27 protein-coding genes and 3 pseudogenes are annotated in these 25399 nt (G+C 33.5%); 9 read left to right on the top strand and 21 right to left on the bottom strand.

The features are described 5' to 3' along the window. Nucleotides 1-86: 86 nt before the first annotated feature. Nucleotides 87-872 carry a protein kinase domain-containing protein gene (locus I2F23_RS01615; RefSeq protein ID WP_195770843.1) on the bottom strand — a complete coding sequence of 262 codons (786 nt, stop codon included), beginning with the start codon at nucleotides 870-872 and terminating at the stop codon, nucleotides 87-89. Next, on the bottom strand, nucleotides 862-2349 hold the full coding sequence (locus I2F23_RS01620; protein WP_195770844.1) for a DUF3336 domain-containing protein: 1488 nt from the start codon (nucleotides 2347-2349) through the stop codon (nucleotides 862-864). The genes I2F23_RS01615 and I2F23_RS01620 overlap by 11 nt, the downstream gene beginning before the upstream one ends. A 177-nt stretch (nucleotides 2350-2526) precedes the next feature. Here I2F23_RS01620 and I2F23_RS01625 point away from each other — a divergent pair, with 177 nt between their 5' ends. Then, complete coding sequence (locus tag I2F23_RS01625) at nucleotides 2527-3402, top strand: ATP-binding protein (RefSeq protein WP_195770845.1); 876 nt, start codon at nucleotides 2527-2529, stop codon at nucleotides 3400-3402. A gap of 247 nt (nucleotides 3403-3649) precedes the next feature. Continuing rightward, nucleotides 3650-4564: a hypothetical protein gene (locus I2F23_RS01630; RefSeq protein WP_195770846.1), complete on the top strand. Its 915-nt coding sequence runs from the start codon at nucleotides 3650-3652 to the stop codon at nucleotides 4562-4564. 55 nt (nucleotides 4565-4619) lie between these two features. Here the strand turns inward: I2F23_RS01630 and I2F23_RS01635 are convergent, their stop codons facing one another. Continuing rightward, nucleotides 4620-7259 (bottom strand): bifunctional aconitate hydratase 2/2-methylisocitrate dehydratase, encoded by a 2640-nt coding sequence (locus I2F23_RS01635; protein WP_195770847.1) that lies wholly within the window; start codon nucleotides 7257-7259, stop codon nucleotides 4620-4622. Between the two features lie 200 nt (nucleotides 7260-7459). Continuing rightward, complete coding sequence (locus I2F23_RS01640; RefSeq protein ID WP_195770848.1) at nucleotides 7460-7795, bottom strand: hypothetical protein; 336 nt, start codon at nucleotides 7793-7795, stop codon at nucleotides 7460-7462. A 182-nt stretch (nucleotides 7796-7977) separates the two neighbouring features. On the opposite strand from I2F23_RS01640, the gene I2F23_RS01645 reads away from it, so the two are divergent. Both I2F23_RS01645 and I2F23_RS01650 read left to right on the top strand, forming a co-directional pair. Then, complete coding sequence (locus I2F23_RS01645) at nucleotides 7978-8361, top strand: RidA family protein (protein WP_195770849.1); 384 nt, start codon at nucleotides 7978-7980, stop codon at nucleotides 8359-8361. A gap of 3 nt (nucleotides 8362-8364) precedes the next feature. Then, a complete protein-coding gene (locus I2F23_RS01650) occupies nucleotides 8365-9270 on the top strand; it encodes a pyridoxal-phosphate dependent enzyme (protein ID WP_195770850.1) in 906 nt (301 codons plus the stop codon). Nucleotides 9271-9285: 15 nt separating this feature from the next. Here I2F23_RS01650 and I2F23_RS01655 read toward each other — a convergent pair whose 3' ends face one another. Then, entirely contained in the window at nucleotides 9286-9957 is a 672-nt protein-coding gene (locus I2F23_RS01655) for a helix-turn-helix transcriptional regulator (RefSeq protein ID WP_195770851.1), read from the bottom strand. A 209-nt stretch (nucleotides 9958-10166) separates the two neighbouring features. Here I2F23_RS01655 and I2F23_RS01660 point away from each other — a divergent pair, with 209 nt between their 5' ends. The 4 genes from I2F23_RS01660 (at nucleotide 10167) to I2F23_RS01675 (ending at nucleotide 12926) form a co-directional block, all read left to right on the top strand. Continuing rightward, nucleotides 10167-10850: a CsgG/HfaB family protein gene (locus tag I2F23_RS01660; protein ID WP_195770852.1), complete on the top strand. Its 684-nt coding sequence runs from the start codon at nucleotides 10167-10169 to the stop codon at nucleotides 10848-10850. A gap of 15 nt (nucleotides 10851-10865) precedes the next feature. Continuing rightward, nucleotides 10866-11231, top strand: a complete 366-nt coding sequence (locus tag I2F23_RS01665; RefSeq protein WP_195770853.1) for a DUF4810 domain-containing protein — start codon at nucleotides 10866-10868, stop codon at nucleotides 11229-11231. Then, nucleotides 11228-11881, top strand: coding sequence for a DUF799 domain-containing protein (locus I2F23_RS01670; RefSeq protein WP_195770854.1), 654 nt, complete (start codon nucleotides 11228-11230; stop codon nucleotides 11879-11881). The genes I2F23_RS01665 and I2F23_RS01670 overlap by 4 nt, the downstream gene beginning before the upstream one ends. A 364-nt stretch (nucleotides 11882-12245) precedes the next feature. Next, nucleotides 12246-12926 (top strand): YetF domain-containing protein, encoded by a 681-nt coding sequence (locus tag I2F23_RS01675; RefSeq protein WP_323127185.1) that lies wholly within the window; start codon nucleotides 12246-12248, stop codon nucleotides 12924-12926. 1210 nt (nucleotides 12927-14136) lie between these two features. On the opposite strand, the gene I2F23_RS01680 is transcribed toward I2F23_RS01675, so the two are convergent. The 16 genes and pseudogenes from I2F23_RS01680 to I2F23_RS13985 all read right to left on the bottom strand — a co-directional run bounded on the left by I2F23_RS01680 (nucleotide 14137) and on the right by I2F23_RS13985 (nucleotide 24530). After that, nucleotides 14137-14772: a hypothetical protein gene (locus I2F23_RS01680; RefSeq protein ID WP_195770856.1), complete on the bottom strand. Its 636-nt coding sequence runs from the start codon at nucleotides 14770-14772 to the stop codon at nucleotides 14137-14139. An 886-nt stretch (nucleotides 14773-15658) separates the two neighbouring features. Next, nucleotides 15659-15917, bottom strand: a pseudogene (locus I2F23_RS01685) (PAAR domain-containing protein); the annotation flags it as partial. A gap of 187 nt (nucleotides 15918-16104) precedes the next feature. Next, nucleotides 16105-16524: a hypothetical protein gene (locus I2F23_RS01690; RefSeq protein ID WP_195770857.1), complete on the bottom strand. Its 420-nt coding sequence runs from the start codon at nucleotides 16522-16524 to the stop codon at nucleotides 16105-16107. Nucleotides 16525-17233: 709 nt separating this feature from the next. Then, nucleotides 17234-18058, bottom strand: a complete 825-nt coding sequence (locus I2F23_RS01695; RefSeq protein ID WP_195770858.1) for a tail fiber domain-containing protein — start codon at nucleotides 18056-18058, stop codon at nucleotides 17234-17236. Next, the gene (locus I2F23_RS01700) at nucleotides 18059-19750 is read right to left on the bottom strand and encodes a hypothetical protein (protein WP_195770859.1); all 1692 of its coding nucleotides are present in this window, start codon (nucleotides 19748-19750) and stop codon (nucleotides 18059-18061) included. A 200-nt stretch (nucleotides 19751-19950) separates the two neighbouring features. Beyond that, nucleotides 19951-20103 carry a hypothetical protein gene (locus tag I2F23_RS01705; RefSeq protein WP_195770860.1) on the bottom strand — a complete coding sequence of 51 codons (153 nt, stop codon included), beginning with the start codon at nucleotides 20101-20103 and terminating at the stop codon, nucleotides 19951-19953. Nucleotides 20104-20380: 277 nt separating this feature from the next. Beyond that, nucleotides 20381-20509, bottom strand: a complete 129-nt coding sequence (locus I2F23_RS14065; RefSeq protein ID WP_407647984.1) for a hypothetical protein — start codon at nucleotides 20507-20509, stop codon at nucleotides 20381-20383. A 115-nt stretch (nucleotides 20510-20624) separates the two neighbouring features. After that, complete coding sequence (locus tag I2F23_RS01715; RefSeq protein WP_195770861.1) at nucleotides 20625-21041, bottom strand: hypothetical protein; 417 nt, start codon at nucleotides 21039-21041, stop codon at nucleotides 20625-20627. A 60-nt stretch (nucleotides 21042-21101) separates the two neighbouring features. Then, complete coding sequence (locus I2F23_RS01720; protein WP_195770862.1) at nucleotides 21102-21728, bottom strand: hypothetical protein; 627 nt, start codon at nucleotides 21726-21728, stop codon at nucleotides 21102-21104. Nucleotides 21729-21814: 86 nt separating this feature from the next. Further along, on the bottom strand, nucleotides 21815-22339 hold the full coding sequence (locus tag I2F23_RS01725; RefSeq protein ID WP_195770863.1) for a hypothetical protein: 525 nt from the start codon (nucleotides 22337-22339) through the stop codon (nucleotides 21815-21817). Between the two features lie 340 nt (nucleotides 22340-22679). Further along, nucleotides 22680-22952: a hypothetical protein gene (locus I2F23_RS01730; protein ID WP_195770864.1), complete on the bottom strand. Its 273-nt coding sequence runs from the start codon at nucleotides 22950-22952 to the stop codon at nucleotides 22680-22682. Nucleotides 22953-23228: 276 nt separating this feature from the next. After that, the gene (locus I2F23_RS13980; protein ID WP_266096405.1) at nucleotides 23229-23363 is read right to left on the bottom strand and encodes a hypothetical protein; all 135 of its coding nucleotides are present in this window, start codon (nucleotides 23361-23363) and stop codon (nucleotides 23229-23231) included. Between the two features lie 11 nt (nucleotides 23364-23374). Then, nucleotides 23375-23501 (bottom strand): annotated as a pseudogene (locus I2F23_RS13870) (terminase small subunit); the annotation flags it as partial. A gap of 52 nt (nucleotides 23502-23553) precedes the next feature. Continuing rightward, complete coding sequence (locus I2F23_RS01745) at nucleotides 23554-23925, bottom strand: hypothetical protein (RefSeq protein WP_195770865.1); 372 nt, start codon at nucleotides 23923-23925, stop codon at nucleotides 23554-23556. Beyond that, entirely contained in the window at nucleotides 23922-24350 is a 429-nt protein-coding gene (locus tag I2F23_RS01750) for a hypothetical protein (RefSeq protein ID WP_195770866.1), read from the bottom strand. The genes I2F23_RS01745 and I2F23_RS01750 overlap by 4 nt, the downstream gene beginning before the upstream one ends. A gap of 57 nt (nucleotides 24351-24407) precedes the next feature. Beyond that, complete coding sequence (locus I2F23_RS13985; RefSeq protein ID WP_266096404.1) at nucleotides 24408-24530, bottom strand: hypothetical protein; 123 nt, start codon at nucleotides 24528-24530, stop codon at nucleotides 24408-24410. 724 nt (nucleotides 24531-25254) lie between these two features. Here I2F23_RS13985 and I2F23_RS01755 point away from each other — a divergent pair. After that, nucleotides 25255-25399: pseudogene (locus I2F23_RS01755) on the top strand (IS5/IS1182 family transposase); the annotation flags it as partial.

The following is a 25399-nucleotide window of genomic DNA, read 5'->3' on the forward strand; positions in this document are numbered from 1 at the left end:
AAGTCATTTACATGACAAGTATTTTTTTTAAAACTTGTTTTACATGGACAAATAACATTCAAAACATACGCTTAGCTATTTATTTCTTATATCAATTGGATAACTTGTATCAGTTCAGCAGTTGTTTTAAATCGCAATTCTGAACTTTTTGCCAATAATCCCTCAATGATCAGTTGTAATTTATTGTATTGTTGTGGCAATTCAAAAAAATATTCTTGGCAATGTAGTTGCGCCCATGCTTGATAAGATTGCGTAGCCAGTCGATGCTGAGTTAACCACTCATAAAGTACAATACCTAAAGCGTATAAGTCTGTTTGAACTGATTTACAAGCACCATGAAAGAGTTCAGGTGCCATATAGCGTGGCGTTGCGGTTAATGAAACACTATTATTATCAAAAGCAAAATGAGTATGCTCAAAGTCCAATAGAAATATTTGACCGTTATAAGTTAAAAAGTGGTCTTTTTTAATATCTCCATGAATATATCCAAGTTGATGTATTTTCCCTAAACATACAGATAACTTTAGAATAAAACCTATAATCTCAAGCAAATTTAAATCAAAAGGCTGAATATCGAGCAAAGTCTTATCTGCTTCAGGCAACATTAAACAAAGCATATCATTTTGAATATTCAATTCATCTAAAATTCTAGGGCTTACCTCATACACAGGTAGTGTGACATGATCTTTGTAATGCTTCTTGTAAAAGAATACTTCATTTTCAAAACCTTTAATGAATACTTCATGCCCCGTATAAGTTTGCGTTTTTAAATAAAAGTATTGATGAGCATTGATCAACCGATAGACTTTACGCCCATAAACCAAGCTGCTTGACTTTGAAACTACTTCAATATGTTTAAGTTTAGGAGACATTCGTTTTTTGATTCATTAAATCATCATAAATTTGTGTCAGTGTTTTTCCAATACGCGCATAAATTTCTATCATAGACAATTTTGGCCATGTTGCTCGCTCACCTTCTTTTTGGAGTTTTTTGAAGATTTCTGGCGTTGGATTTTGAAGTAAATATCCATAATGTCTCAAGTTGTACTTACCAATAATATTAATATCCCCATAATAATATTGATCAACGATGCCATACCCATGATCGAGTATACGGCGAACTTGTGGCACAGCTCCTACACGTTCACGCGTAAAGTCCATAACACCTTTTACAAATACCTTACCTTGTCTTCTAACAATACGTTCAGGCCAACTCAGTAAATCTTGGCGGTAACGCTCCACATCACTTTGCATAAAGGGAACAACATGAGGATTGGCCTGACTGGCAATGCTATAATTTACATTATATAGGCGTGCAATTTTTTCTTGAGGAAAATCACTTCTTACACTGCCATCTACCCAACGCGTGTGTTTCATAAAAGGTACATGTTGACCATCGTGACGTTTAGCAACTAATTCAATCGGAGAAAATAAAATAGGTACGGCACAAGATGCAAGAACAGCACTCCACACCAATAAATCTGGTGATGTATAGCGATTTAATACACGAGGGTTTTGCGATGCATTATAAGGAGCAACAGCAATATTAATATCTAACCCAGATTTTTGATGTGCTTCTGCAAAAGTAAGATCTCCTAAATGCTCCTGTAAAAAACGCTTTAGATAATTAACATCTGTGAAACCACTTGGATCTTTGAGCAATGTTTTTAAAGATTTGAACTGAAAAACCTGACTATAAAATTGATCACCTGTCGACAAAGCATTAAAACGATCGCTATCTAATGTACCAAGCATCGCTGTCATAATAGCTCCTGCACTCGACCCAGAAAGTACATTTGGTAAAAGGTCATTTTCTTTGAGAGCTTTACATACGCCACTATGAAACAAACCTAAGGTCGCTCCCCCCGAAAACATCAGTGCAGGTTGGCCATAAGCTATTTTACACAACTCAAAAAACGCTATTTTTTCATCTAAGGAAAGTAAATCCTCTGATACATCTGCAATAAATTTCAAAGACTCATTAACGGTATGAATATAGTCTTCAATAATTGTCTTTGTACCCAAATAAGAGACAACAAATAGCATTGGATGACAAATATTGGCAATATCGTAGGTTAATCCTTCGTGAAGAATGGAAATAAGATCTTTAACTCTACCCTGTCTTTTATATTTTTTTAATAAAAATAAACGATGTGTAATCACTTCGCTGTCAAAATAAATGGAACTATTGTCTTCTTTCCATAATTGTATTCCTGACGTTTGATCAAGTTGATGTGCTATTTCTTGCCATTCTGCATAGCTATTTGCATGTGCAAGCTGTTGCTCAAGTCTTTTTATTTTATACGTTTGCTGAAAGTTGCTCGCATGTTTTGATAATAGCTTTAACATTCTACATCCTAATTTTTTACATGCATGAAAAGACGCATTATAAAAGTAAACCAATATAATGGTATCTATAAAACATTTTAGAAAATATAAAAAGAGGTGAAGTACAACTTTTATGCTTTACTTGTAAATGGTTTTTAAATATTTTAAAAGTAAGAAATTAAACGATAATATAAAATTATGGCACATATTGAACTTCCAGATGATCTGTTAGACACGCTTTCTCAGGTTCTACAACAATTAAAACATACTCTTCCTCAAGTAAAGCAAGAAACTGATTTTTCAGCCCCTGCTTATAAATGGCAAAATAAACAACTGATTGCCCTACACTCTCCCAAAGCCATGCACCTAGATGACCTCAAGGGCATTGAACGCCAAAAGAAAGTAATCATTCAAAATACTGAACAATTCTTACAGGGCCTTCCAGCAAACGATATTCTACTGACGGGTTCTCGAGGAACGGGTAAATCTTCTATTGTTCGTGCATTACTCACGCAATATCAAGATATAGGTTTAAGACTTATAGAAATTGAACGTGATGATCTTTCAGACTTACCTATTATTCAAGCACAAATTAAGCATCGCCCTGAAAAATTTATTGTCTATTGTGATGACCTTGCATTTAATGCAGAAGACGAGAATTATCGTAGTTTAAAAAGCGTATTGGATGGGTCTTTACAATCAGGCGATAACAATTTTATTGTCTATGCAACAAGTAATAGACGTCATTTGCTTCCTGAATTTATGCATGAAAATACACCTGCTACACGTGTCGACGTTCCACAATATACAGAGCTACATCCTCAAGAAGCGATTGAAGAGAAAATTTCGCTCTCGGATCGCTTCGGACTATGGCTTTCATTTTATCCTATGGATCAGAATCTGTATTTAGAAATCGTTGAACACTACTTAACAAAGAGTGGCTTAGAATTTAATCAGGAAGTAAAAGGTGAAGCATTGCGATGGTGTCAAATGAGAGGACAACGTTCAGGAAGAGCAGCTTATCAATTTTCCAAACATTGGATTGGATCATATCAACTTAATAAAAACCATTAAAATCAATATCCTAAAAAAAATATGGTTTTTTATTTACCTTCCAGTTAAAGGGTGATTTTTAACCATATCCACACATTCATTCATCTAAAAATACATACGCATGCTACTATAAATAAAAATGTAACTTTAAAATATATGTTTTATTACATTTTACATTGCAAGATGAATATGAAAATGGTTTAAGATTTTTCTATTCTATATTCGTATTCATTTTAATTTTTAAAATTTAATTTATTAGGAAAACAATATGCAAGCGTTCTCAATTCCCCTCATGGCAGGTGAAGTTAATGCAATTCTTAGAAAAGAAAAACAACAACTGCGCGTTCCTGTTCAGCCTCAGCCAAACAATAGTGAAGATGCAAAAAAATTAAATATTCCTTTCCAAGTTGGTGACCAAATTTGGATTCAAGAAAACTGGGCTGCACACTGGTCTTATAATGATGCTTCTCCTGAAGAATGTCAGAGCCCAAATACAGATGACGATAACTACTGGTACCAAGCAGATGGTATCGGCTCTAAAGGGTCTAAAGGTAGTCCATCATCATTAAGAGGTACATGGCGACTTGCAGAAACTATGCCTCAGTTTGTTTCTCGTTTACATCTTATAGTAGAAAAAGTTTGGATCGAGCAAATTAAAGACATTAGCGAAGACAGTGCCCGAGCTATGGGTTTTATACCTGAATTCTTTAAAAATGTGAAAGAACAGGAACTTGGGGAAGACTATCAAGCAACAGCAAAAGATGCTTTCTTAGAAGATTGGGAACAGTTCCGTGGTGAACTTGATTTATGGACATATGCCATTGAATTTAGTTTAGATGCAGATAAGTCGACATTACATCCTGCCTTTTTAAATGATCGTGAAACACTTAGCTATAAAGTAGACTGTTCAATCAAAGATACTCAAACAGAAGATTTGAAAGAATTAAGTTATACCACTGAAGATAAATCCTTGGTATGTGCACTTGAACATGTATTGGTCGAAGAATTTAAAAACGATTTCAAAGATTTAAGCCACGACTTTAATAATCTTGGTGAGTTCTTTAAAATCATTGATATTGAGTCAATTCGTTATATCCAAGAGCTCAACCATATCGATTTAGACTTTGAAGTACGTGCTAAAAATAAACGTGTTTCCATTAAAGTAGAACTTCTTTCTTTATAAGTCATTGGCTATAAAAAAACCCACATTATGTGGGTTTTTTTACATGTACGTTGAATTAAGTAAGTTGTGCTGTAGCTATTTTCTTTGTATCCACATTTACAGCAGCATTTCGATACTCACCCATTTGATCAAAATTCATGTATCTATAAATATCAGAAGACATGCTATCAATCTGAGAAGCATACACGCTATATTCTTCAGGAGTTGGAAGCTTACCTAGTACAGCAGCAACAGAGGCAAGCTCAGCCGATGCAAGGTACACATTTGCACCCTGACCTAGACGGTTTGGAAAGTTACGCGTCGAGGTTGAGACCACTGTTGTGTTTGGTGCAACACGTGCTTGGTTACCCATACATAATGAACAGCCTGGCATTTCTGTACGTGCTCCTGCACGCCCATAAGTATTATAGAAACCTTCTTCCATAAGCTGATGTTCATCCATACGTGTTGGAGGAGCAATCCATAAGCGTGTCGACAAAGAACCACTCGGTATTTTATCTAATAACTTACCTGCAGCACGGAAATGACCAATATTTGTCATACATGAACCAATGAATACTTCATCAATTTTTACACCCTGAACATCAGACAGTAACTTGGCATCATCTGGGTCATTTGGACAGCACAATACAGGTTCTTTAATATCAGCAAGATCAATTTCATATACTTTCGTGTATTCTGCATCAGGATCAGCTTTGAGTAAGTTTGGTTCAGCCAACCACTTTTCCATATTTTCTACACGGCGTGCCATGGTACGTGCATCACCATAGCCTTGTGAAATCATCCATTTCAGCATCGTAATATTTGAACGCAAATACTCTGCTACTTTCTCTTCCGAAAGCGTAATGGCACAACCTGCAGCTGAACGCTCAGCAGATGCATCAGACAATTCAAATGCTTGTTCAACGGTCAGTTCATTTTCCATTTCAGTCAGATCAATTTCTAAAATACGACCTGAAAAAATGTTTTTCTTACCTTTTTTCTCAATGGTAAGATCACCAGCTTGAATCGCATAGTATGGAATCGCATGGACAAGGTCACGTAATGTAATACCTGGCCCCATTTTACCTTTAAATTTAACTAAAACAGACTCAGGCATATCTAACGGCATTACACCCGTTGCTGCAGCGAATGCAACTAGCCCTGAACCTGCTGGGAAAGAAATACCTAGTGGGAAACGTGTATGTGAATCTCCACCTGTACCTACAGTATCTGGAAGCAACATGCGGTTTAACCAAGAGTGGATAATACCATCACCCGGTCGTAATGAAACTCCACCACGGTTCATAATAAAATCAGGCAATGTGTGTTGCATTTGTACATCGACTGGTTTTGGATAAGCTGCTGTATGGCAAAAAGACTGCATGACTAAATCGGCAGAGAAACCTAAACATGCCAAATCCTTCAGTTCATCTCTAGTCATTGGCCCTGTGGTATCTTGAGAACCAACAGTCGTCATACGTGGTTCGCAATAAGTATCTGGACGAACACCTTGTCCTTCAGGTAATCCACACGCACGACCAACCATTTTCTGAGCCAGTGTAAAGCCTTTACCAGAATCATGCGGATGTTTAGGTTGACGGAATAATGTAGATGGTGGCAAACCTAGTGCTTCTCTTGCCTTCGTTGTTAATCCACGTCCAATAATTAAATTAATACGTCCACCTGCGCGAACTTCATCTAATAATACAGGTGTTTTTAATTCAGACTCTGCAATCTGTTCGCCATTTTTAAATGCAGTGACTTTTGCTTCTGCTTTATTAATTTTAAGCAGAATTTCATCACCCATATTCATTTCAGAAACATCAATCTCTACAGGTAATGCGCCAGCATCCTCCATAGTATTGAAGAAAATAGGCGCAACTTTACCACCTAAGCAGACACCGCCATCTTTCTTATTTGGAATGTGAGGAATATCTTCCCCAAAATACCAAAGTACAGAGTTGGTTGCAGATTTACGAGATGATCCCGTTCCAACAACATCACCCACATAAGCGACTTGATTGCCTTTTGCCAAGAGCGCTTTAATTTGTTGAATTGGGCCTACTTCACCTTGCTTTTCAGGATGAATTCCATCACGTTCATTCTTTAGCATCGCAGTTGCATGCAAAGGAATATCTGGACGACTCCAAGCATCTTGTGCAGGTGAAAGATCATCTGTATTGGTTTCGCCTGTGACTTTAAATACAGTAATTTTAATTTCTTCTGGAACATCTTTACGGCTAGTAAACCATTCTGCTTCTGCCCATGAATTCATCACTGCTTGAGCATTTTCATTACCCGCTTTGGCCTTCTCTGCAACGTCATGAAATGCATCAAATACGAGTAATGTCTTTTTAAGTGCTGTTGCTGCAAGCTTACCTAATTGCGAATCAGTCAGTAAATCGACCAATGGTGCAACATTATATCCACCTAACATTGTACCTAGTAAGTAAACTGCACGTTCTTTTGTCACTAGCGGTGATTCCGTTTCACCTTTAGCAACAGCAGCAAGAAAAGCTGCTTTCACATAAGCAGCTTGGTCAACCCCTGCAGGAATACGGTTTTCTAGTAAATCGACTAAATATGCCTCTTCACCTGCTGGTGGGTTCTTTAATAATTCAACTAGTTCAACGGTTTGTGCATCGTTTAATGGTTGTGGTGGGATTCCAAGTGCGGCACGTTCTTCAACGTGTTGGCGGTAAGCTTTTAGCACGGTATTCTTCCTCTTTTTTCTCAAAAATTACTTACTATTCCTATTGCTGTAAGTAATGTACTGTTTAAATTTTACTAAAGTTAATTCCAAAAGTTAATGTTATTCGGGTGTTTGTTTATGATGCTCATTATTTTCTACGGAAATACTACGCCGTAAGATCATAAAAATAAAGCACTCAATGTGAGTGCTTTAGTATAGATTTATGGTTGCTGTGCAACACAACTTTCGTATCGGCCTTTACCAAAATCGGCCATTGCCTTTTCCTTTTGTGCCATCTGTTCATAAAGTGGAACGTTGTATGCTTCTTCAACAAGACTGACTAAGTAATCTCGTGCATGTTGATCCTGAATTTTTTTGGCATTTTCTAAAGCTGCGTTTTTATCAATACCTTGTTGGCGGTCTGTCATAATATTGAACGCAGCACTTGGAATTGATTTACAGAATCCTTGCCATGCTTCTTGAGGAGAAACTTGTTTATGACCACCACAACCCGTTAATACAACACTACCTAAGACAAGTAACAATAGTTTTTTCATTTCAACTCCAAGCCAATATGACTTTGATTTCAAGCGATTAGAATTTTAAAAAGTATCCTACCACTTTGCGCACTCTATATTCTATTAAAAATTAAATTCCTACAAAGCTAAATTTAAACATTTTGTTGATAATTAAACAATTTGTTGATAATATCAATACACCAATATTTTGACGTTCTGCTATGAATGCACACCAATTAATTTATCACCAGAGTTCTCTGCCTTTTCCTTTTGCAAAAGCAACAGAGTTTAATCAGATTTTATACCTTTCAGGTCAAGTTTCGTTGGCAGAAGATGCTACCCCTATTTATGGTAGTGTATCTACACAAACACAACGCATTATGACCAATATCTCCAACACGCTAATTGAGCTTCAAAGTGACCTTAATCAAATTATAAAAGTAACAGTTTGGCTTTCAGATATGTCACACTTTGAAGAATTTAATAAGGCATATAGGACTTTTTTCTCTCAAGGCTTTCCTGCACGTAGTGTAGTTTGCAGTAAACTTGCTTTCGGTTTAGACGTGGAAATTGAAGTACAAGCCCTAAAAATTATTGAGATATAAACCATGCCATTACATATTAATACACCACTCATTCGTTCATCAGCACTCAGTAAATCTTTAAATAAAAATGTTTGGCTAAAGATAGATGCCTTACAACCTTCAGGGTCATTTAAAATGCGCGGTGTGGCATTGGCTTGTGAAACTTACTTAAAGCAAGGTGCAAAACGCTTCATTTCATCTTCAGGAGGAAATGCAGGATTGGCAGTTGCAACATCTGCAAAAATCTTAAATGTACCTAGTATTATTGTTGTGCCAAAAACTACATCAATAACCGCAATAAATTTATTACAGCTAGAAGATGCTGAGGTCATCGTTAAAGGAGATTCTTGGCAAGAAGCAAATGAATATGCGTTATCTTTAATTACCGATTCAGATGCTTTTATTCATCCTTTTGACGATCCTTTACTTTGGAAAGGACACGCTACTCTTATTGACGAAATTGTAAATGCAGAGATTCAGCCTGATGTTATTGTGCTATCTGTAGGTGGTGGTGGCTTGCTAGCAGGTGTTGCTGAAGGACTTACTCGAAACAAATTAACTCATATTCCAATTATTGCGATAGAAACAGAAGGGACTGCCTCACTCCATTTGGCTATTCAACATAATAAACCGACTTCATTAAAAGAAATTAGAAGCATCGCAACCTCATTAGGTGCAAAGCAAATATGTGACCAAGCATTCTACGTCACAAAAACGCATCATATACATAGCATTCTTGTTTCTGACCAAGAAGCCATTCATGCATGTAAAGCATTTCTTGCAGACCATCGCATTGTCGTAGAACCTGCTTGTGGTGCAAGCTTGGCCTGTATTTATAGCAATAAAGATATACTCGACCCTTATAACAATATACTGGTTATTGTCTGTGGAGGCTCGACCATGAGTGCTGAACACATTCTTAGTCTCTAAAGCAACTGCCTATCTTTAGATAGGCTTTGTCTTTATTTCTTCTAGATAATTATAAATAGTGTAGCGCGTAACACCTAAAGCATTTGCCGCTGCTTCCACACCACCTCTTACTAAAAACAAACCTTGTGTTTGCATCACTTTTACAATCTCAATTTTTTCTGCTTTTGATCTTTTTGTATTTAAAAGATTGTGTTGCGGCAGAGCAAAATGGATAATTTCAGCAATTTTCTTTTGTAGTGTATGTTCACTTTCTTCAACAGCTAAACTTTCATCTCTAGGTAAAAGCTGTGACAATAAGTTTTTCGCTGTTTCTAATATTTTTTGATCTGCATTAAAGCACATTGCAAATATTGGTTGTTGATTCTCATCTTTATATATGACAGTAGAGCTCGTGAAAATTCGACCTGCTACTTTTGTTTCGTAGCCTTTAAATACTTGTGGATTACTGACATTTTTGTTTTGGTCAACCAATAATCCAATTGACCCCAAATCATGATCTGGAATATTTAAGACACTATCTCCTTCCTTTCTTCCAGAAAGATGTCCATTTAATATTTTAATAATTGAATGATTCGGATTCGTCAAATCATGTATAACTACTTCAATATTTTTTCCAACGATACAAGATAAAGCATCAACAATACTCATTAGACTCTTTGCTAAACTTTCTTTATTCATTTTATCCATACATCAATTCTCAAATAAAAATAGCGATATACGGCCATAGTTTAACTTAAAGATTATTTAGCAGATATACTTAAGTGCTTGAAAAGAGATTTGAGTGAAAATTCATTTTAAAACTTGTAAAATAAATGTTTTTATTCGCAAAAAAACAAAGTATCGTAACACTATGATAATATTAAACTTCATATTTATCCTTTTTAAGTACATTTAGCATGAATATTAATCAGCTTTCAATTATTCTTATACCTGCTTTGACATTATCACTTTTTGGTTGTGCAGCAACTGAAACATCAAGAACTATTCAAAGTGCTCAAGTCATTTCTGCCACATCTACAAACCAATACAATGGAGCTAAAACATCAGTTTCTATTGGTAAATTTGACAACAGATCGAGTTATATGAGAGGTATTTTTTCAGATAATACGGATCGTTTAGGTGGACAAGCAAAAACAATCTTAGAAACGCATTTACAGCAATCTAGATACTTCTCTGTACTTAATCGTGACAATCTTTCAGAACTAAAACAAGAAGTAGGCTACAGCGGTAAAGCACAATCTATTAAAGGTGCACGTTACGTAGTTACAGGCGATGTCACCGAGTTTGGACGTAAAGAAGTAGGCGATCAACAATTCTTTGGTATTTTAGGCCGTGGAAAACAACAAGTTGCTTATGCAAAAGTTAATCTCAATATTGTAGATGTAACTACCTCAGAAGTTGTTTACTCTACACAAGGCGCTGGAGAATATGCATTAGGTGAACGTGAAATTCTCGGGTTTGGTTCAACAGCATCTTACGACTCAACTTTAAATGGTAAGGTTTTAGATCTAGCAATTCGTGAAGCTGTAAACAATTTAGTGAATGGCATCCAAAATAACCAATGGAAACCGAGTAACTAAGAAGATTTATCATCAATGAAAACAATATATACACTTTTTGCATTATTGCTATTAACAGGTTGTGCTGCTGGACCTAAACCATTGTATTACTGGGGCAATTTTCCAGATCAAACTTACCTCATGTATAGTGCACCTGCAAAAGCTACTGCAAGTCAGCAAATTGAAAAGTTACAAGCAGATATACAAAAAGCTAAAGCAGCTCAACTGGGTGTTCCTCCAGGGTTATATGCACATTTAGGTCTAATGTATTTAAATGAAGGCAATGTACAAAAGTCTGAAGAATACTTTAATTTAGAGCGCCAAGTTTATCCAGAATCTACAACTCTGATTAATCGTATGCTTGGTGATAAAAATAAGTTAGATCAGGGAGCACTTAAATGAATAAGTTCTTATCTTTAGTTTTTAGTGCGCTGATTTTGACTGGCTGTGCAACTACCCAACATACTCCACCAAAAGATTTAAGTGCATATAAATCACATATGCCCAAATCTATTTTAGTACTTCCACCAATTAATAACTCTCCAGATGTCAAAGCAACTTATGGCTATTGGTCGACTGTTGCTGTTCCTGTAGCAGAGGCAGGTTATTACGTATTTCCTTTATCTATTGTCGATCAATTATTTAAAGAAAATGGAATTACCAACGGAAACGATGCTCAGTCTATTCCAACACAAAAGTTACAAGAAATCTTTGGTGCAGATGCAGGTTTATATACACAGATTAAAGAGTACGGTACTCAATATAAAGTTATAGACAGTGTATCCACCGTTTCAGTTGAAGCTAAACTTGTAGATTTAAAAACAGGTACAATCTTATGGACTGGACAAGAATCTGTACGTAAAGCAACTTCTGAAAATAACAGTGGCTTAATTGCGATGGTTGTCAGTGCAGTCGTGAATCAGATCACAAGTAGTTTAAATGATCATGCACATCCTCTATCGATGAATGTAAACAATCAGCTTTTCACACCAACACAAGATCAACAACATGGACTATTGGTTGGCCCTCGCTCTCCAAAATTTCAGCAGTAAGTAAAATAAGAAGTCTTCAATTGAAGGCTTCCTTTTCTACCTATATATAAAAAATGAGTATCTTTTACTTGATACATCCTTAAAATCTACATACTAAATCATTGATATATTTTAATAAAATCTGAATATTGCCTGATCTGTTTTCGCACTAATTCTGACTTTAAAACTTGATTTAAATCGCTTATCAAATACTTTAAATAATTGAAAATACGGTTTAAAATTTACTATCATCTCTACAAAACTACTAAAAATCAAAGTTAGATCAAGACAAAAACAAATATACAATATGTCGTATAAGTTGCATTTATTAAAAAAAATAAATGACAAATCACTATTAGTAAAACTTTAATTTAGGACAATAAAAATGCCAATATCATTTTATGTATTCCTATTAATAAAAATAGTTATTTCATTCACTGTTATTATTTCATACATGAATTTTATCGGAAAAACTCAGCTCACACAGTTTACAGCTGTAGATTTTTTTGGAAACTTTATTTTTGGGGCTGTCGTAGGTGGATCAATTTACAATGGAGATTTAGAAATTACGGGCTTCACGATCATGTTGCTTATGAGCGTAGGCTTTATGTTATTTTTAAATTATCTCTCTCATCATATTTTACGTATTCGAGCAGTCACCATTGGAGAGTCTATTCCTGTTATTAAGCATGGTAAATTTTTACTTGATAAAATCGAGCAAAAACGTAGAAAAATAGATATGTTAAGGATTCTATCTCAACTTCAATGTCTTGGTTTTAGCTCATTTCAAGAAGTGTATTATGCCGAGATACAACCCGATGGCCAATTGGCTGCTATTAAAGATAAACCAGTGTTACCCTCTGAAATTATTATCCTTCGGGGTGTCTTCTTCGATACCCTTATTGATGAACAAGAGATTGACAAAGAACGTTTAGAGCTTTTATTAGAAACAAACCGTATCGATGTAAGTGCCATTTTCCTCGCAGAATATTACGAAGATAAAATTTTTATTACATTTAATGACGGAAGTGAAAAAACTCTCGAAAGTTATTCAATTAAAAAATAACTTGTTTAAATGATGTCATGTATTTGATTAGAGTATTTATTTCAGCATTCATTAAGAGTAATACTCTAATCAGATTTAATATCTCAATAAATTTTCACATTGTTGAATACCAGTTAGGTCATAACGGTAGTAGCATAAATTTCTAAAATCTTTTTGACTTTTCGAATTCAAGAGATCATATTCAATAAAATCTGACGTCCCCCATAAAACAGGATTTCTAAAAATAGATAACGTTGTTGGATGCTTTTTTATAAAAAAGAGTCATAATACCTATCACTCTCTACAGGTAGATATTCAAAACCAACAAAAGAGAATAATAGAAAAAGTATAAGTATTGTTAAAAAAAAGGGATTTCAGCTTTTTCATATATATCACTTATGATGATAATTAAATTTAAAAGATGCAATAAAGCTAAGATTCTTTCGCATCTTTTTAATAAGTTTCATGCTTTCTCTATCAGGACAAGCTTGCCCTATTTATTTACTAGAATTTAAAATTTTCAATGTCCACCTACAAAATACTTTGTTAATGCTGACAATAAGGTGATTAAAGCCCTTTCTTGTGGTTAGCTAACGATATCATAACTAGTATCAAGTTTATCAAAAAACCTAGCATTTTAAGTTTATTATTTTCTTGCCTAAAACTTTTATACTGTTGTTCATATGTGAGCCTTTTCAACGAATATCTAATAACTCGCACACTGTGCTATTACAAACAATCGCATAATGACGGGATCGATTTCTTCAATTTTTTTCTAATAGATGTACTTACTGTTTCTTGATAAAATTGAGAACTACCGATCTCGTAGTGGCACTATTATTAACCTAAACCTTTATAGGGACATATTTCTCCGTTGATACCCCAATTGTTGTTTTAAAATATATCTATTCATCTACAATTATATCAAGATAATAAATCTTATTATCTGAGTAACTATTCAGTTTTCTATAGTTAGAATAAAAATAATATTCTCCACAATTCTAATTGACTATCTACATCTATTCCTCAACCTACTGCATTACAATTACATGAATTAATTTATGAAAATGTATAGAATAAATATCTACCTAATAAAACCAAGATTACACTTTTTGAAAAATTAATTCATATACTATTCTTAAATTAATTTAGAATTACACCAGCTATTGAGACGATATATCCTTAATAAATTATTGATATAAATAAATCATATTTTAAATATGTTTAAGATTTATTCTAAACTTACATGCTTACTTTTCTGATTATAAATAAATGTACTTGTAAACTTAGATGAATTAATAGCTATTCCTATACTATTTCCCTTAACAAAAAAACTAGAGAAGTTGGAATAGTTAACCCTTTTAGTATTTTCGAGTAGGCTCTGTAATGCCATATCAGAGCAATAATCAGGATATTTTTTCTTATTATCATGACATAGAGCTATAAACTTATTGATACTGCCTACTATATCAATTTGAGAAATATTTTTTCGTTTTAAATATTCAGAAAGATTTATTTCATTTTTATTATTTAAATCAATAACATAATATTTAACAAAGTAACGCTCTGTCAAATTACTAATATTATAGTTTAATGAAAAACTTAATATTTCATTATTTTTAAATATTTCCTCAAAATTTACTTCTGTGGGATAATTTTCGTCTTTTGTATCAAAATTTATAGAAATAAAATCTATAATAGATTTATTTAAATCTTTAAACTGTTTACCACTTAATGATGGATAATTTCCGTTTAAATTTTCATTATAGTGCGAAACAATAGTATTACTATTTAATGTATTAAAATTTTCTGCATACCCAGTACTATATAAAAAAGGAGTTAATATAAGAAGAATTTTATTTTTCATGATGCTTTCCAAAAAATTGTATGACCAGCAGTTACTTTGGCAGTTAATGATTTTTTACTTTTAACACCTGTAACATATTCAAAATTATCATTTACCCAGTTTTTACTATCTTTAAAAACCGTTGCTGGAATACTATAGGTTGTTCCATTGTATTTCACTGTTCCTTTTGGATACTCTTTTAGAGTACCTGCTAAAAAAGAATCATATATAGATTTTGGAATTATAATTTTATTATATTCTCTAAATTTAGCATGTGGCTTTAAGGATTTATCAGGGTTCTTATATGGACTTGTTAACCCCCATGATAGAAAATCTGTTCCATCCCAGTGAGTTGCGCCATCAGTAGGATCTTCCTCTCCAAGACAAACTTTCAGAATACCTTTACGTGCGAGCCCATATTTAGGATTTTCTCGCTTTCCATCGTTTGGTTTGTCTGGCAAAGGTGTCTTTGTACCTAGTGGCATTGTAGAATAACCAGACATTAGTAAAGAGTGTAAATCTTTCTTTATTCCTATAGCATAGTTATGGGCAGTAAAAGCAATATAAATACACTCTATTGTCGCAGTTCCAGACTCATGTGAAATAACTCTAGAGCATTCTTGAAATTTTTGGTGTGTAATATTGGCACTCTGCGGATCGATAAAGTCAGTCTCTGAATTCTTACCTTTACAAGCATATACATCTTCTATACTTCCTTTCCCGGTAGTAATTTTTCCTTCATATAGTCCAGTTTCTATATTGTAGTAATAACCATTTAGTAGAAAATCATTAGAAATTGAAGTGCCAGTTAAATCTTTACTTAAATTATTTTTGTTAGATTTTTCAGTTGGTATCTCTTTATATGATGTCTTAGAAAGATTCGTAGAGTTTCCTTTATTATCTTTAATATCCCCAACAACATGAGTTTGTTGAGGCTGTATCGTTGCTCCGCATGTTAATTTATCACCTTCATAAGCAACAGGCTGACCAAACATAATCATATGGTCATGGCTTTTCACAACGGTAGACCAACATTTGCATTTTGGACAGTAGTGTCCATCTCCAGCCCTTACAAAGGGATTTCCCTCTTGAAACACATTTGAGAGTGTTGATGGGATAGCACCACCATGATCGGTCGGTGCATTATGAATAGCAAAGCCTTTCATATGTAGAATAATTCACATAATAATATATATTATATAAATATATCACATTTATATGCCTAGTGAAATTTTATTCTAATAACCTCATATCAATTTTGTACTACTTATCATTTGTTATTATTTTAGGAATGATTTAATCACAATATTTTTTAAATTTTGCATATAAAAACCACCCGAAGGTGGTTCATTTCTAGTTATGCCAAAAACTTAGATTTCCATTGGATATGTTACTTTCATTTGTAGATGTATGATATCTATAGATTTTATTTACTTGCATAGACTTGCACATATCTACCTTTAAGCCAATAGCACCCGAAAAATCTTCACACGGTATCATTTTAAATACACTACTATTTGTTATACCGCTCTGGCCAGGGTATGCATTTGAATAATACTGAGTCATGAAGTTTATTTTTCTACCGCATGCATCTCCACCATTTTCTTTAGATACTTTAGTAATAAGGCCTTTCGTTAAGTTTGCACCACTACCTTCTTTCATAATTGCACAAACTCTATACCCTGATTCTGCATGAGCACCCGCTACAGCGAAAAAACCAAGAACCGTCAAAGCACCTAAACAAGATAATATTTTCTTTCTCAAAAAATTCATAAAAAACTCTAAAAACCAAAATAAAGTGACTTATGTCACAAAAACAATCTACTATATTTTATATATATCATTTATATTTATTTTGTATTTAACAAATCAAACAGTTAGGTATTTATTAATAGGTCTACTTAGCTACGCTATATCAAAATTATAAACCTTATTACCTCTTGTCTATACTTGTAACACAATCTGCAATAGCTTTAGAACGAACCCTTATTAATAAGTCACCTACAGTCATCCTTTAGCCTGCTGAAGCCCTTAAAAAAACTATTACCGAAAATTAGATATCTGGATTATGTTCTTACTTCTGCTTTTCTATCATTTCGTCTTTATGATTCAAGCTCATAAGTAAGCACAAAATTAAAAAATCGAGTGTGTTGATGCCACTGTTCTGCCCTCTAATCTTGGTTTTGCTTCTATTAATCCTCTTTGTACTTGTAGCGCCAATTCATCAAAAAGCTAAAAACCGTAAAGACTAGACTTAATAATGTAATTGAGATATCGATCTTTACCACAATATCGAGTTATGCAATAGCTGAAACAAGACTTGCACCTATTGTCGCAATTCCACCTGTGAGCATGGTTTATTGATCAAGATGGTGTTTGCTGTATCTACTGGTTGTTGTCGATATGTCATTCTTGCCTTTGATTTATGATTTTTAATAATAAAAAACCCGCCTAATTAGCGGGTCAATTTTTATCATCTTATTTATGATTTAAGTTTTGCTTTTATATCTGCAAGACATTTGCGCTGATAAGCCATTTCCAAAATCATGCATTCATCATAGCGAACCATATAGACTTCACCAGCCTCTCTTTCTTCAACAGCCTGAACCTCAGGTGATGTTTGGTTACCATCTTGGTCATATGTTGCTTCTTTATATTCGACAGCTTGAATCGCATCCCATTTGTCATAGGTCAATAATCCATAGTCATTAAAATCTAGACCAGCACTATCGAATGCATCTTTGATGCGTTGAGCTATAACACCAAAATGAAATCGAGCATCACAACCCTTTTCTTGTACTGCAGCATTGAGTTTATACATTTGAAAGTTAACTTTAGACCATGCATCTAAAACGTTATCAGGAATATCTTGTATCTCTGTTTTATAGTTTTCATCAGATACAACTGTAACTGCATTCTGCATATACAGATTATTTATTGTATTTAATGATGATCCGATATCGTAAGTTGCAGATTTATCAAAAATTATTGTACTATTTAATTGCTGACCTACACCATAAAGCCTATACCAAGGGATACTAATAGATGTGTTTGAAGCAGGAAATGCATGAGCATAAGAGTTGTAGAGAATACGCTTGTAAACATACCCTGTAGCTCTCTCTGTAAGCGTTTGCTCAATTTGTTGATTTCCTCTATCAAAGGATTTCACAACTAAGTGACAATCTCGACCACTTACTGGCGAATTAATATAAGTATTTGATGAAGACATAAAAAAATCTCCATCTATAGTGATCTTATTTAAATCGATATTTGGTAAGATTTTTTTCCCCCTAAATACAATAGTCATTTACATTCCTCCAAAAAGGGTATCAATATTTGTATACTCAATAATACCTAAACTTGCTTGCATACTTGAGCTAGTATTTATTGATGTCTGATATATATCTCCAACTACTTTTCCCATATCGCCACTAAATGAGTTTGCAGAAACATTTCTAAAATTTGATGATGCTGTTTTGTACATATTATTCACTTTAAAATCACCTGCAATATCTACATTATTAAGGCTTAATGCGCCAAAATAATTTAAGCTTAAATCACCACTCAGATCACAATCCGTTAAGTTTAAAGATTTATCTGCAAAAGTTGCGGATAAATCCATATTTTCAAATAATGACTGTGCTGCTGTTAATACACAATTTGTATTTCCGCCTTGTAGTAGGACATCTGAGTTAAAACGCCAAGTATTAGCATTCATTGTTGTATATTTATTTAAAATGCAAGCATACCCATAGTTTTTGGTATAGCCAGTGATATTATTTGCCATAACAACACAAGACCCAGTAGCTTTACTAAAGTTTTTATAATCGAATACAGCTTCGCCGTCCTGACATGGATATTGCACACCATAGTTTGTAGCTAAAGCTACTTTTGAGTCTGCTGTTAAGCCTGGTCCAGACTCATGATGATGTTCTTGAAACCAAATTGGAGTAGCATTACTAATAATCACATCAGCAACAGCACGATAATTGTTTTCAAAATGACCACGATACGATTTAATGAAGTTGGTGGTATCACCAGTGTTTGTACACATTAAGTGTAGTGGTGCATATGTCTGATATTCAATACTAAAGTTCCCATCCTTCTGATAGTCATTAATATTTGGTGACATACGCCCACAACGTGTATATATAATCCGATCTAAGTTGGAATCAAAGACCCAATTACCGAGAATACCCGCTCCATACAATCCATCTAACTGCACATTTTCGATATGATGCCAGTGATGGCGAAACATAAAAATTCCATGAATCGTTCCAAAATCAGTATCATCTTGATTTTTTGTGGTAATACTCAAATCTTTAACAATAAGATTTGCATACCCCCAAGTATCTTGTGTTGTTTGAGTTGCATTAGCAAACTCAATAGGATTAGTGGGCGCAAAATGGATAATTCCGAAATTCATGTATGTTAAATCTGTCTGAGACTTACATCCTTTAAATATAATACTCGTACCATTTTTTGTTGTGCTTTGATATGGATAAGGAGGTTGTACAGTACCAAATATCTGTGTAGGAAAACTCTTAAGAAATACACCATTCGAATCTTTCATTTCTAACTCGGGATAATCATTATTTAACTTATCTCCCAACGATACACCCCCAAAAATTGGTCTATAAAGCTCTATAATACCTGTAGGCAATCTTAGCTTTGGCGAAAAACCCTTAGCAATGATATTCTTTTGCGCTAAATATATAGCATCATCCCAGTTACCAATTTTGTTGTAATAGTACTGAACTGGCTGTTCATTTTTAAAATCAAATATGGTATATGGCTCATCTTTTAACCATGCTTTTTGTGCTGCAGAATAATAATACTGTCCGTCATCACTCACATAGACAAATCGTAGATCCCATGTATCTAATTTTGCTAGATCAGCAAATGTCCCTACCGTGGTAATCACTTTTTGATTAAATAGATTTTGAGTTGCTGCATCTGTGATATTTGTTTCAATATCTGATGTTACTTCATTAGTCATTTTGAAGCCCTTAGGTATAGTTATAGAGAGAAATTTTCTCTCATTTAAACTATCAGCCTTTTTATAATCAAAATATCAATTAAAGTTGTGCTATACGCTCCACAACTCCCTAAAATAGAACTTTCAAAGCACTTGATTGAATACTTTCTTAAATTTTTGACATAAAAGAACTGCTAGATGCAGTATTTATATTTTTCTAATTAAGATCCACTCAGATCATCTTTAATTAAGCCTCCTTTGCCGTGTGTTGGATCAGATACATTGTATTGTAGTACATGCTGTAATGCTGAACGTGCAGCATTCCCTGAGCCATCATTGGCATTTGCTCCAATATTTACTGTTTTCTTCGCCATATCGACTCCCAAATTTAGGCATAAAAAAAGCACCTTTCGGTGCATTGATTGATTTTATTTTAAAACCGCTGTTTAAATGTGGTTGAGATTCGCCAAACACTATCGCCTAAGCATGTCGGTGTATAACTAGTATATGTTTTAACTTAGACAGTGCAGCAATCTAAAGATGACTCCTATAAAAATGAGTCTAGTCTGCCCCTTTGTGGTCATCAAAGAGCGTCTTAACCGCTAAGACTTCATCTTTTAACGTGGTTCGTTGATAACTCCACTACCCTTTTCAGCTATTGATTCCGACTGTAGTATGTTGTTTATATCCATCACCAAACCCATTAGACAGTACGTTAAAGATTTGGGTATTTGAGTTTCTATCTAAATCAGATTTGAATGTGAATTGTCTATCACTCATCGTTTTTACCCGTAAAAACTACCCGAAGGTGATCTTTAATTTGGCTTGGGCGACAAAGAGAAATCCTACTCTGTCAGATCAATGACATAAGTAGAGTTTATTGGTTTTAACTAATTTAGTTAAAAAGATTTTGCCAATTTGTTGGTAAGAACTGCCAATCTTTCTTTTCTATTTTTCCAGAAGAAATAAGATTAATATTTTCTGCAACTAAAATTAATTCTATTGATGAATCATTAAATATAAAATTAAATGTGAATTTATCATCTAGCAATTTTTCAATAATTATATCAGTAATAAAGAACTGCCCATTGGATAAGTCATTATCAATACTTAACCTATTGATTGAAGAACACTCAAATACCACGAGTGCTTTTTCAAGTGAATATAATTCACTATTGAAATCGTAATCAGAAAAGATTTGCACATATAGAATTAAATTTGAATCCATTGTATTTGGGTTTATATCTATAAGAAAACCAAACAGTCTTGCATCATGTAACTGAGAAATAATTTTTTCAAACTTATCTATCATAAAGGAATTTCACAATATAGGAATAAAATCTTAACTAACTTATATGATTATTAAATAGAGCTATTCAGGTTTGAATGATTGAATTTTATTTAAAGTGGTTTGAATATCCTCTTTATCAAACTCATCAATAGTATCTAAACTTATTAAATACTTCAAAAAAGCAATTAATATAATAAATTGTTTTTTACTAAAAGAACTTAATAAATAACTAATGTTATCTTCGTCTCCAAGTTGCAATACAGCTAACCACCGATCAAAACCAAGTCCGTTGTATACACCTTCAGAGTTACATAGTTTATGAAGCATCATGGATGGTGTATAAAATAAATACGCCTGAGGTTTTAAAAAGAAAAAAACCATTCCATACGCTTCTAAGTACTCGTAGGGTATATCTAATGGATTGGGGAATCTATTAAGTATTTTCCTTTTTTCTTTAATAGCTTTAATAGCTTTAATAGCTTTAATAGCTTCTTCAATTTCTTCAGGTAACCACCAACTATGTTTTGTCATTTCATCAATTTCTTTTTTATCCCACTCTTCTTGAGATGTAGGATATGAAATCCATGATTCATCAAAATGGCAATGACTTGTATCATAATAATCCTCTTCAACAAGGGTGTAGTCATTACCTAAAGTGATGTCCTTAAACTCTTTTCTTATTTGAGTTAATAAAATTTCTTTATCCATAAAATTATCTAACCATTGGTTCCAAATTTATTAGAATCTCTAAGTCCTACTAGTCAGATAAGTGACATAAGTAGGGGACATTTAATTTAAACAATCCATGAGAAATCTCTCTTGATATATTCACTTATGAATAATCTAATTAATCTTTTTTGATCCCTATTAAAAATATGGCTGTCAATGTCCCATCGAAACTCTAGTCTGTAAATAAAGTGGTCTATGAAAGTATTATTTTTTTCTGGCTCGAGTAAAACGAAATAGATTGCGGAAGAAAGAAAAAACTTAAAACCTTCTGAATCTAAATAACTGCATGAGTCACCAAAATAATATAAATACTCGTAACTTACATTTTCCCATGTTGTTATATTTTCACTTGGTCTACTACGTGAAATACAGGCTGTAATACTAGCTTTTTTATAAAAATCAGGGTAATCCATATTATATGCTAAAATTAAATCTTCGGCAGAAAGGTTTATTGCAGACAAATACTCATCATCTATCTCATCAAAATACCTATAGTGAGTATCATAAAAATCACATTCAAGTAATGAACGATGATTACCCAACTCTTTTAGAGGGAATATGTCTTGAATAAATTTTAATTTTAAACCCATACTATTTCTCACAATAACTTAAAGCTATTCTATCCTCTTTAAGTCGGTCTGTATGATTTACATCTGGTGGTAACTCACAAGAGTTTTCTTTTTTCTTGCATTAATTGATGGTTGATTGTCTAGTCTTATCTTCATTATTGAGGTTATAGTTATAATTAGGTTGTCCAGTATTCAGATTATGAGAACCACGAATATACCTCTATCTACTGGTGATTGGTACACGATTCCTGTCAAAGCAGTTAAGGCAGTAGCTCGCTGTCTTTTAGCGAGATCAGATTCGATTATCTTTGAATTCACTCGGATCTAATGTCAAATCTATAGAGTAATCCTCCTATCAAGATCAAGATAGTAAACCCTTAATAGTCAGAGGCTTTAATCGCCATCCTGTACCATATTTGGCATCTAAATTTTTCTTAATACAATGCAGACACTCTCGAAAAGTTTGATCATCAAAAACCGTTACATTTGCTCCAGAAGTCACAGATACAAAAAAATTACATTTATTTGTGCAATGGTTATTTACGCACAAAAAACTCCCCTTATTGATATCGTGACCTAAATCACCAAAACTATTAACTAATACTACTTGTACAATAAATTTATTCGTATTCATTAGAAATCTTCTTTATTATTTGTTTTTTATGTACTAGTTAATCATCTATAGCATGGTTTCCTTAAATTTTAAACTCTCCTCAACTGAACTTTCCAAATACTGTCAGTTGGGTCAGCACCAATATTGATGGTCTTAAAAATATCCCTTACTGGTTACCCAAATATCGTTTATTTGAATTTTGCAGAAGTATAGCCTTTGCATCATCTGCCTGATAATCACTTAGTTTAACTAAGTCTTTTTGATACAAACCAAACAATACCTCATGCCCTTGATACGTTATGGTTTGCTCATCTTAGTAACAGGATTATATTTGCCTGAATACGTAACTTTTGAACAGGTAAAAATATTTACGGTATCAGCCAAATCATCATTAAAAGCTTCTGTCAATTCTTGTTGTAGTTCATCACGCATATCAATTTCTTGTTATTAGCAGAGTAAACATTGGCTATCTTTTCGCTATACCCTGCTCGAATCGCTGCTTGTGCTGCATTCACATCTATCAGATACTCATCGACAAACTTTTGCTTTTTTAGGTGTGAGATTCGCCATAGTTTTCTCAAAAATTAGGTGTAAAAAACTACCCGAAGGTGGCTAATAGGATTTATTGCTGTAACGTAATAGTTGGATCTTCCAAACTCAATATTTGCCACACCTCAGTATCTGTCAATAGAATAAAATGATCATATCCACCTTTGCGAATATCGCAACATTGCCAATTAAACCAATCTATTAAGTCAGATTCAGTGGCCTTGAAAAGCCAAGTTTCTTGATCTAGTTCTTGCTCCTGCAATATCTTTACTCCGAAGTTTTGGTGGGTTATTTTTCTTAATAGGCGTGGATATTCAAAATTTACTATTTTCGTATATTCTTTAAACTTACATTTAAAGGTATGCCCTGCTTCATCAGAAATAACTTGGGTAGTTTGTGGTAAATCATTTTTGTTACATGACTCAAGCTTTATCCACGGTTTCATTGAGCTTCCTTATATACTTCAAAATCATTATCAGCATAATCACTAAAACTTATTTCAGGTTCAAATTGACTAAGTACTTCAACCATTTCATTTTCGGTATAAATGAAAAAGTGTTTTAATTGACCCTTGTAGATATCATTCGTTTGCTCATTAAACCAATCGATCAAAGTTGAATCATCATAAGCATAGAACCAGTATCTTAATCGCACATCCGTATTAGGATCATCATCCTTATCTTCTCCATGCTGTTGAAGTGCATCCCCTTCATCAATAATATTAAAGTATAAGCTATCTTTGAAATGCACAGTCTGAGTAATTTGAACAGAATAACGACTAACAGTTAAGCCATTCTTATCAAATGTAAATCCATCTATAAAAGAGTTATAGGGATTTAAACAGGGCTCTTTTCGAATACAATTAACCACTTTCCATCAACCTTTTTAATTATTAAAAGGTATTTTGTATTATTTTTTACTTTAAGTCTAATAAGTTACAGCCCACTTCAAATCATAAGGCGTTTCTAAATACTTCCCCTGCACCACGCAAAAGTCATGAATACTATTTAAATACTCACTCATCTGAATCGCTTTCGTTATACTTGTCATACGAATAACATACTTAACTATTGCTTCATACTCTTACTGCTCATTATTTTTAAGCTGTTTTATCACCTGACACATTTTATAAAATTCAGCATCACCCATGTTATATATCCCTATGAGAAACTTCTTCTTAAGGTTAAAGAAATAATGTTCTGAGTCTTTATCCGATCCAATGTGCTTAGATCACTCATTCAGCCATTTCCAATACAGTCTATTTTGCGCTGTACTTCTATCTTCTTGTTTAGTCTATACCTTAACAATGAGAGATGTCTTATTTTATAAAGAAGATTCCTGATTTTTACTTAGATAGTCTTGAACCCGCAACTGATCAGTATACGACTTGATAGCAAATACAATATGTGACATTTACTAACTCTCTTTATTTATACATATGAGCTCAAACTAACCATTTTCAAGAAAAATTTTCTGCCTCTCATCGCTAATCTTTTTATGGAGATCATCACAAGTATTTTCTATATTTTCCAATTGATTACAAATTTTGTCAAAGTCATCACCCATTGTATTTTTAAGTAACTCGATATAATTATCTACTAGTTTAGTCGTTTCGGGGTCTGAAAATTCTTTTATATAAGAACTATGTACCTTGAGCATCCAATATTTTTCATAAAATTCTCTTTTATCTTTTTTATCTATATCACTATTAGTAATAGGAGGCTTTGTTGCACAAACCTATCATTGAAGGCTTATTCAGCAATATAATTTAAAAATGAATAAGCCTACCCCTAAAATCTACCGTACAACCAATTGGTCATCCTATAATCGAACCTTAATTAACCGAGGCAATATTTCCATTTGGTTTGATCCAAAGACCCAATGGTATGCACAATCACAAGGCAAGCAAGGTCGAAATC

This window comes from Acinetobacter pollinis (assembly GCF_015627175.1).
In the GTDB taxonomy this organism is placed as follows: domain Bacteria; phylum Pseudomonadota; class Gammaproteobacteria; order Pseudomonadales; family Moraxellaceae; genus Acinetobacter; species Acinetobacter pollinis.

Bases quoted from the DNA above. Each gene is read 5' to 3' on its own strand.
- I2F23_RS01615 (WP_195770843.1), bottom strand. From the start codon at position 872: ATGTCTCCTAAACTTAAACATATTGAAGTAGTTTCAAAGTCAAGCAGC.
- I2F23_RS01620 (WP_195770844.1), bottom strand. From the start codon at position 2,349: ATGTTAAAGCTATTATCAAAACATGCGAGCAACTTTCAGCAAACGTAT.
- I2F23_RS01625 (WP_195770845.1), top strand. From the start codon at position 2,527: ATGGCACATATTGAACTTCCAGATGATCTGTTAGACACGCTTTCTCAG.
- I2F23_RS01630 (WP_195770846.1), top strand. From the start codon at position 3,650: ATGCAAGCGTTCTCAATTCCCCTCATGGCAGGTGAAGTTAATGCAATT.
- I2F23_RS01640 (WP_195770848.1), bottom strand. From the start codon at position 7,795: ATGAAAAAACTATTGTTACTTGTCTTAGGTAGTGTTGTATTAACGGGT.
- I2F23_RS01645 (WP_195770849.1), top strand. From the start codon at position 7,978: ATGAATGCACACCAATTAATTTATCACCAGAGTTCTCTGCCTTTTCCT.
- I2F23_RS01650 (WP_195770850.1), top strand. From the start codon at position 8,365: ATGCCATTACATATTAATACACCACTCATTCGTTCATCAGCACTCAGT.
- I2F23_RS01655 (WP_195770851.1), bottom strand. From the start codon at position 9,957: ATGGATAAAATGAATAAAGAAAGTTTAGCAAAGAGTCTAATGAGTATT.
- I2F23_RS01660 (WP_195770852.1), top strand. From the start codon at position 10,167: ATGAATATTAATCAGCTTTCAATTATTCTTATACCTGCTTTGACATTA.
- I2F23_RS01665 (WP_195770853.1), top strand. From the start codon at position 10,866: ATGAAAACAATATATACACTTTTTGCATTATTGCTATTAACAGGTTGT.
- I2F23_RS01670 (WP_195770854.1), top strand. From the start codon at position 11,228: ATGAATAAGTTCTTATCTTTAGTTTTTAGTGCGCTGATTTTGACTGGC.
- I2F23_RS01675 (WP_323127185.1), top strand. From the start codon at position 12,246: ATGCCAATATCATTTTATGTATTCCTATTAATAAAAATAGTTATTTCA.
- I2F23_RS01680 (WP_195770856.1), bottom strand. From the start codon at position 14,772: ATGAAAAATAAAATTCTTCTTATATTAACTCCTTTTTTATATAGTACT.
- I2F23_RS01690 (WP_195770857.1), bottom strand. From the start codon at position 16,524: ATGAATTTTTTGAGAAAGAAAATATTATCTTGTTTAGGTGCTTTGACG.
- I2F23_RS01695 (WP_195770858.1), bottom strand. From the start codon at position 18,058: ATGACTATTGTATTTAGGGGGAAAAAAATCTTACCAAATATCGATTTA.
- I2F23_RS01700 (WP_195770859.1), bottom strand. From the start codon at position 19,750: ATGACTAATGAAGTAACATCAGATATTGAAACAAATATCACAGATGCA.
- I2F23_RS01705 (WP_195770860.1), bottom strand. From the start codon at position 20,103: ATGGCGAAGAAAACAGTAAATATTGGAGCAAATGCCAATGATGGCTCA.
- I2F23_RS14065 (WP_407647984.1), bottom strand. From the start codon at position 20,509: ATGAGTGATAGACAATTCACATTCAAATCTGATTTAGATAGAAACTCA.
- I2F23_RS01715 (WP_195770861.1), bottom strand. From the start codon at position 21,041: ATGATAGATAAGTTTGAAAAAATTATTTCTCAGTTACATGATGCAAGA.
- I2F23_RS01720 (WP_195770862.1), bottom strand. From the start codon at position 21,728: ATGGATAAAGAAATTTTATTAACTCAAATAAGAAAAGAGTTTAAGGAC.
- I2F23_RS01725 (WP_195770863.1), bottom strand. From the start codon at position 22,339: ATGGGTTTAAAATTAAAATTTATTCAAGACATATTCCCTCTAAAAGAG.
- I2F23_RS01730 (WP_195770864.1), bottom strand. From the start codon at position 22,952: ATGAATACGAATAAATTTATTGTACAAGTAGTATTAGTTAATAGTTTT.
- I2F23_RS13980 (WP_266096405.1), bottom strand. From the start codon at position 23,363: ATGCGTGATGAACTACAACAAGAATTGACAGAAGCTTTTAATGATGAT.
- I2F23_RS01745 (WP_195770865.1), bottom strand. From the start codon at position 23,925: ATGAAACCGTGGATAAAGCTTGAGTCATGTAACAAAAATGATTTACCA.
- I2F23_RS13985 (WP_266096404.1), bottom strand. From the start codon at position 24,530: ATGACAAGTATAACGAAAGCGATTCAGATGAGTGAGTATTTAAATAGT.